This window comes from Photorhabdus africana (assembly GCF_035181445.1).
GTDB lineage: Bacteria > Pseudomonadota > Gammaproteobacteria > Enterobacterales > Enterobacteriaceae > Photorhabdus > Photorhabdus laumondii.
Genome location: NZ_JAXBVE010000078.1, coordinates 1 through 5,525, shown reverse-complemented (window position 1 = coordinate 5,525; position 5,525 = coordinate 1). Strand labels below are relative to the sequence as shown.

Genomic DNA, 5,525 nt, shown 5'->3' with positions numbered 1-5,525 from the left:
CCCACTGTCTCCGGGCATGTCGATCACGGCAGAAATAAAAACCGATCAACGTCGCGTGATCGATTACTTCTTGAGTCCATTACAGCAACATATAGATGAAAGTCTGAGAGAACGGTAGGTTGTGAGGGCAGCTCTGTGAACCCGGCTCGCCATACTCACCGTTTTCCGGGTTTGAGATAAGTGACCGTTAATGTTTTTCGCAGCCTTACTTTATTTGGAGTGATGAAATGAAAGTATTACGTATATATGAAAGGTTCAAAAATTGGCGCAACATTATTATTTTTTTGAGCTGCGCCTTATTAATGGCTTGCTCTAAGTCGATGGATATATATAAACCAATTGATGTGTCGCATTCGGGGCAATCTGTCGAGATTGATTTTGAAATCAGCGAGGTTAGAGAGTATCGGGTTTCCCTGTTATTTGCGATTGGGGATAGTCAGGAGGAAAAAGAAAGACGATCTGAGTTATTCCGTGCTCATGTTGATGGAGTTGCCATACCTATTACTTTTCGTCTGGTTAAAGACGGCAAAGTTCTTTTTGACGAGGAAATAAACACAGTGGGTGCAACGCTGATGCATACCGTCCATTATAAAGAGAAAAAGATAGATACGGCGGTACGTACTATTGACATATTTCAGTTCACTCCCGGACATTACTCGATGGTGATTACCACCCTGGAAGATGTGCCAGCTTTTAATGGCATTGAGAGCTTTGTACATATTACGGATGGTGTATTCAATGGTCAGATCTACAATCTGTTATAGCCGCTCTATTCCCAGAGTTGAGGGTAGATAATATTAATCCGGTGGCGATTTTGATCAAGTCTGAATTCAGTAATTATGAGTCTTCAGTAGGAGTATAAGCAGATATAAACTACCGCCGATTTAATAATGCTTATTGAAGCACGACAAGTACAAACAAAGGAAATATCAAAATTGGGAGTGATGAAATGAAGGTATTACAGGTACACGAAAGATTCAAAAACTGGCGAAATATGATTATTTTTATGAGCTGTACATTATTAATGGCCTGCTCTAAGCACATTGATACAATATATAAACCGATTGATGTGACGAAGTTTGGCCAGTCAGTCAAAATTGATTTCGAAATTAGTAAGAAAGGGAATTATCAGTTCGCTCTGCTGTTTGCTACTGGGCGTGGTTTTGGTGAAATGCAAAGGCGGGATAAGTTGTTCGGGAGTATTGATAAGGACGGGGTTGCCATCCCCGTTTCACTTCGTGTGATTAAAGATGGTAAAATTTTTTTTGACGAGGAAATAAATGCGGTGGGGTACGGTTGGGGGCGTACCGTCTATTACAAAGAGAGAAGTATAAATACCGCGGTGCGCGATATTGAAATACTGGAGTTACCCCCCGGACGTTACTCTGCGGTAATTACGACACTGGAAGATGTGCCTGCTTTTCATGGCATTGAGAGTTTTGTACAGCTCACGTATTTTAATCCGAAGATTTAGGAAGGTTTAAAATGGTATCGGTATAAACAAAGAAAATATCAAGGTGTGGAGTGACGTGATGAAAATATTACAGGTACACGAAAGATTCAAAAACTGGCGCAACATTATTATTTTTTTGAGTTGTATCTGGTTAGTAGCATGCTCTAATTACATTGATGTTATACGCAAGCCGATTGATGTGTCGCATTCGGGGCAATCCGTCGAGATTAATTTTGAACTCAGCAAGAGACAGGCTGGAAATTATCAGTTTGCCCTGCTGTTTGCGAATGGGCGTGGTCATAATGAAAAGGAGAGACGACGCAAGTTGTTTGGAAATATTAACCATGATGGGGTGGCCGTTCTTGTTTCGCTTCGTCTGGTTAAAGACGGCAAGATTTTTTTTGAAAAGGAAATAAATACGGTGAGGCTCGATGGGTGGGAATCTTTCTATTACGAAATGAGATTAGTAAATACGACTGTGCGAGAAATTAAAACACTTGTGTTACCCCCAGGAAGCTACTCTGCTGTCATTACTATTCTGGAGGATGTCCTAGTCTTTAATGGCATTCAGAGTTTTGTACAGCTCATATATTTTAATCCGAAGATTTAGGAATTTTTAAAATGGTATCAGTATAAACAAAGGAAATATCAAAATTTGGAGTGATGAAATGAAATTATTACGTATATATGAAAGGTTTAAAAATTGGCGAAATATTGTTATTTTTATGAGCTGTACATTATTAATGGCCTGCTCTAAGCCCATTGATATATACAAACCGATTGACGTGTCGAAGTCTGGTCAGTCAGTCAAAATTGATTTTGAAATCAGCAAGGAAGGCAATTATCAGTTTGTCCTGCTGTTTGCTACTACGGATGATTATGATGAAATGGCAAGGAGGTTTGAGTTGTTTGGGAGAGTTTATAAAGATGGAGTAATAACCCCCGTTTCACTCCATATCGTTAAAGATGGCAAGATTTTTTTTGACAAGAAAATAAACGCTGCGGGATCCGAAGGAGGGCGTGTCTTCAATTACGAAGAGAGAAGTATAAATACGGCTGTGCGAGAAATTAAAACACTTTCGTTACCTCCTGGGCGTTATTCTGCTGTCATTACCACCTTGGAGGATGTCCCCGCTTTTAATGGCATTGAGAGTTTTGTCGAGCTCACTTATTTCAAGCCGAAGATTTAAACGGGTATTAATATAAACAAAGGAAATATAAAAATTTGGAGTGAAGAAATGAAAGTATTACAGGTACACGAAAGATTCAAAAACTGGCGCAACATTATTATTTTTATGAGCTGTGCCTTATTAATGGCCTGCTCTAAGCACATTGATACTATACGTAAACCGATTGAAGTGTCTCATTCGGGGCAATCCGTTGAGATTAATTTTGAACTCAGCAAGAGAAAGGCTGGGGATTATCAGTTTGCCCTGCTGTTTGCTAATGGGAATGGTTTTTATGAAATGGAAAGGCGGGATAAATTGTTCGGGAGTATTGATAAGAATGGGATTGCAATTCCCGTTTCGCTTCGTCTGGTTAAAGACGGTAAGGTTTTTTTTGACGAGAAAATAAACACAGTGGGCAGTGGTTGGATACAATCCTTCTATTACAAAGAGAGAAGTATAAATGCCACGGTGCGCAATATAAAAATACTTGAGTTACCCCCGGGACGTTACTCTGCGGTCATTACCACTCTGGAGGATGTTCCTGCCTTTAATGACATCGAGAGTTTTGTCGAGTTCGCCTATTACAATCCGAAAATTTAAGAAGATTTAAAATGGTATCAGTATAAACAAAGGAAATATCAAAATTTGGAGTGAAGAAATGAAATTATTACGTATATATGAAAGGTTTAAAAATTGGCGAAATATTATTATTTTTATGAGCTGTACATTATTAATGGCCTGCTCTAAGTACATTGATATATACAAACCGATTGATGTGACACAGTCTGGTCAATCAGTTAAATTTGATTTTGAAATCAGCAAGGAAGGAAATTATCAATTTGCCCTGCTGTTTGCGACTGGGCGTGGTTTTGATGAAATGGAAAGGCGATTTAAGTTGTTCGGGAATCTTGATCATGATGGGATTGTTATCCCCGTTTCGCTTCGTTTGGTTAAAGACGGCAAGGTTTTTTTTGACAAGGAAATAAACGCGGTGGGGTATGGTTGGATACGTGCTTTCTATTACGAAGAGCGAAGGATAAATACGGCAGCGCGCAATATTAAAATACTAGAGTTACCCGCCGGACGCTACTCTGCTGTTGTTACAACCCTAGAGGATGTGCCTGCTTTTAATGGCATTGAGAGTTTTGCCGAGTTCACCTATTACAATCCGAAAATTTGATTCACATCTGTAAAAAAACAAGGAAATAACGAGTATGAAAAAGAAATATACTGTAACCTATAAAGTTGCTCCGATGGGGGCGAAATATATTTATCAGGCCGATAAAGTAAAACACAAAGCTGGAGACGTACATTCTTCATTTGGCGGTCATATGTGGTATGTTTTAAATGACGGCAACGGGAATAAAGCGAGTTTTGGCTTCGAGTCAAAGTATGACCAAATGCTTGGTGAAGGGAACATAACCATTTATGATGATGCGGCCTACCAACAGACTTCTTACGAAACCACCGTAGAATTGACTGAATTTCAGTACAACAGGTTAAAAGTTTTTTCAGAAGACCCATCGTTAGTTGGATTTGATGCTAAGCATTACAACGTGGCTAAAAACAGTTGCGTGGATTTCGTATTTGCATCATTAAAAGCCATTGGCTATAACGAAAAAGGTTCCAAGGGAGAACTGTTCCCTAATCATAATCCTATGCATTTGCGTGATATGTTGCAAAATAATGGAAGTCGAATTATCCGTGACAACTTGAGTCGTTATATTCGTTATAGTGACTTTTATTATCTGGACGATGAAAGTGGTCGAGCGTGTTTATGGCTTAGGCCAGAGGATACGAAAATCACTCTACCGATGAAGCCATTGATTAACATCGATATCGTGTCCACGCCAAAACCTCTGCGGCATATTCAGGGCGAAAACAAAGCGCAGCAGGATGTTGCTAACGGGTTTATACAAAATTCCGCAACACATAAAATATCTGCCCTCGGGGATATGCTCAATAAAACAGACTTCGCCTCCACCCAGATGGCAGGTCTTGCCACCGGTGGTATTCGTCCCGGTGAAATGCAGCTTGACCCCAATGTCCGACCTAATACCTATCTGTCAGAGTTCTACAAGCCTTTCTACCAACCCGGGGACACTAGCAAACTGGACTTCGGCCTGCGTAACGCTGTGACGTTGAACGGTTTGTCGGCGATGACAACGTTTAACACTTATGTTGACCCGCTGTTATTGGATCTGAGTGGCAATGGCGTGCATATGACGGATATCCGTGACGGCGTGCTGTTCGACATGGACAACAGTGGCACGCTTAAGCGCAGCGGCTGGGCGGATCGCAATACCGGAATACTGGTGATCGATGATGGTAGCGGTCAGATAAAAAATGCCGGCCAGATGTTTTCCGAATACTACGGTGGTAAGGCCGGAATAAACGGATCCGCTGGCGAAAAAAAATTCAATAATGGCTTCGGTGCTTTAGCCAGTGAAGATGCCAACAAAGACGGCGTGATTGATGAACGTGATCCGATCTGGGGTAAATTACGGGTCTGGGTTGATGGCACACACGATGCAAAAGTCGATGCGGGCGAACTCAAGACACTGGCGGAATGGGGTATTACTCAGATAAACGCCCGGGCTTCGAACAAAACAGAAGTGCGTGATGGGAATAAGGTCGTTGCCAGTGGGTCGTTTACTATCAATGGTAAAACTCAGGCAGTGCTGGCCGTCGATTTTCTCGGTGACCCCGTCAGCAATACCCTAAGTACTGAGGGAGCGGGCACGCGAGTGACCTCCACACACAACGATATCACAACCACGGCTTACGCCAGTCAGAGTGAAACAGATGAAACCCTAAATGCGGAGCAACTGGGAGTCAGCAATCTGTATGGTGGCAGCGGCAATGATACGCTGATTGCGGCAAAAACTGGCAGTTGGCTGGTC

7 protein-coding genes are annotated in these 5,525 nt (G+C 41.5%); all 7 read left to right on the top strand.

Features of this window, described 5'->3' with window-relative positions:
* Positions 1 to 227: 227 nt before the first annotated feature.
* Positions 228 to 764, top strand: coding sequence for a DUF5625 family protein (locus SLS51_RS22265; protein ID WP_323840706.1), 537 nt, complete (start codon positions 228 to 230; stop codon positions 762 to 764).
* A gap of 185 nt (positions 765 to 949) precedes the next feature.
* A complete protein-coding gene (locus tag SLS51_RS22260) occupies positions 950 to 1,474 on the top strand; it encodes a DUF5625 family protein (RefSeq protein ID WP_323840705.1) in 525 nt (174 codons plus the stop codon).
* A 58-nt stretch (positions 1,475 to 1,532) separates the two neighbouring features.
* On the top strand, positions 1,533 to 2,063 hold the full coding sequence (locus SLS51_RS22255) for a DUF5625 family protein (protein ID WP_323840704.1): 531 nt from the start codon (positions 1,533 to 1,535) through the stop codon (positions 2,061 to 2,063).
* 58 nt (positions 2,064 to 2,121) lie between these two features.
* The gene (locus SLS51_RS22250) at positions 2,122 to 2,643 is read left to right on the top strand and encodes a DUF5625 family protein (RefSeq protein WP_323840703.1); all 522 of its coding nucleotides are present in this window, start codon (positions 2,122 to 2,124) and stop codon (positions 2,641 to 2,643) included.
* Positions 2,644 to 2,691: 48 nt separating this feature from the next.
* Positions 2,692 to 3,222, top strand: a complete 531-nt coding sequence (locus SLS51_RS22245; RefSeq protein WP_323840702.1) for a DUF5625 family protein — start codon at positions 2,692 to 2,694, stop codon at positions 3,220 to 3,222.
* A gap of 58 nt (positions 3,223 to 3,280) precedes the next feature.
* Entirely contained in the window at positions 3,281 to 3,802 is a 522-nt protein-coding gene (locus SLS51_RS22240; RefSeq protein WP_113041567.1) for a DUF5625 family protein, read from the top strand.
* A 34-nt stretch (positions 3,803 to 3,836) separates the two neighbouring features.
* A partial coding sequence (locus tag SLS51_RS22235) for an SPM autocatalytic domain-containing protein (protein ID WP_500690693.1) occupies positions 3,837 to 5,525 on the top strand: 1,689 nt, incomplete at its 3' end.